This window comes from Methylobacterium sp. WL6 (genome assembly GCF_008040095.1).
In the GTDB taxonomy this organism is placed as follows: domain Bacteria; phylum Pseudomonadota; class Alphaproteobacteria; order Rhizobiales; family Beijerinckiaceae; genus Methylobacterium.
In genome coordinates this window covers 1-1,320 of the sequence record NZ_VRVH01000563.1, presented here as the reverse complement: position 1 = coordinate 1,320, position 1,320 = coordinate 1, and the positions used below count along the sequence as shown (strand labels likewise).

The following is a 1,320-nucleotide window of genomic DNA, read 5'->3' as shown; positions in this document are numbered from 1 at the left end:
GGCCCGGCTCGGACGAGGCGCGCCGCGCCACGCCGCCTGCGCCGCCTCGCGGACCTGCACACGTATGTCCGCCCGAAGCGGCGCGACGACGACGACGATCCGCCGCCCTGCCCGGCGAGCGTCATGCCGCGCCCGAAGACGCCCCCGAGCACGGCGCTGGCCGCCGCCATCCCGGCCTGAGGGCCGGGCCGCGCGGAGGATGCGCCGGGGCGCGCCGGCCCGGGCCCTACCCGTCCATCGCCCGCCGGAACGCCTCGGAATGATCCGGGTGCCAGCGCGAGAGCGCCGGGCGGTTCTCGATGATGTCACCGGCCGCCCACGCAATCCGGCGCTCGTCCTGGGCGCGGGTGGTCTCGTTGTCGGGGCAGAGGATGTAGAAGTCGCCCTGCGCCATCCGCTCCAGCAGGAAGGCCACCGTCTCGTCGGGCGTCCAGGCGCCGGGCGGCTTCTCGGCGACGCCGCGGGCCCTGGCCAGCCCGGTATAGACGAAGCCCGGGATCAGCAGGTGCGCCGAGATGCGGCAGCCGTCGCGGCCGCGCAGGTCGTGCGCGAGCGCCTCGGTCGCCGCCTTCACGCCCGCCTTCGAGACGTTGTAGGGCGTGTTGCCCGGCGGCGTGGTGATGCCCTGCTTCGAGCCGGTGACGATCACGGCGCCGGGTTTCTGGCCCGCGATCATCGCCGGCGCGAAGGCGTGGATGCCGTTGATCACCCCCCACAGGTTGGTGTCGAGGATCCTGCGCCAGGTCGCCTCCTCGGAGAACAGCGTGCCGCCCGCCTCGATGCCGGCGTTGAGCATCACCAGGGCGGGCGGGCCCCCGGCGGCGACGGCCTGCGCGAACGCCTCCATCGCCGGGCGCTGCCCGACGTCGAGGGCGAAGGCGCGCACCTCCACGGCGGCGAGCCTCGCCACCGCGGCGCGGGCGGATTCGAGCGCCTCGCCCGGCAGGTCGGCGAGCCACACGTTCATGCCGGCCCGCGCGAAGGCCTGCGCCGCCGCGAGCCCGATGCCGCTGGCCGCCCCGGTGACGACGGCCGTCCGGCCGGGTTCGATCGCTGGGTGGGTCATCGGCGCCTCTCGCTGCTTTCGCGTCGCGGTGAGGGTGGGGCGGCGGCCGGGATTGTCGAGGGCGCGGCGCCCCGCCCTGGCCTTCGGCGGCCGCCTCTGCCACCGTCCGGCACGCTCACGCTTCCGGGAATCGCCCGCATGCCCGCCCGCGCCACAGGCCGACCGCGCGTCCCCCCGCTCCGCGACCGGGCTCCCGCCCCCGCGCGCGGGCCGGCCTCCGCCTGCGATCCGGCCCGCGGCGTGATCCTCGCCCT

Annotated in this window: 1 protein-coding gene and 1 pseudogene; one reads left to right on the top strand and one right to left on the bottom strand. The window is 76.8% G+C overall.

Annotated features, from left to right (window positions below; translation table 11 throughout):
• Positions 1-180 (top strand): annotated as a pseudogene (locus tag FV230_RS28385) (hypothetical protein); the annotation flags it as partial.
• A gap of 46 nt (positions 181-226) precedes the next feature.
• Here FV230_RS28385 and FV230_RS28380 read toward each other — a convergent pair.
• The gene (locus FV230_RS28380) at positions 227-1,066 is read right to left on the bottom strand and encodes an SDR family NAD(P)-dependent oxidoreductase (protein ID WP_147844730.1); all 840 of its coding nucleotides are present in this window, start codon (positions 1,064-1,066) and stop codon (positions 227-229) included.
• Between the last annotated feature and the right edge of the window lie 254 nt (positions 1,067-1,320).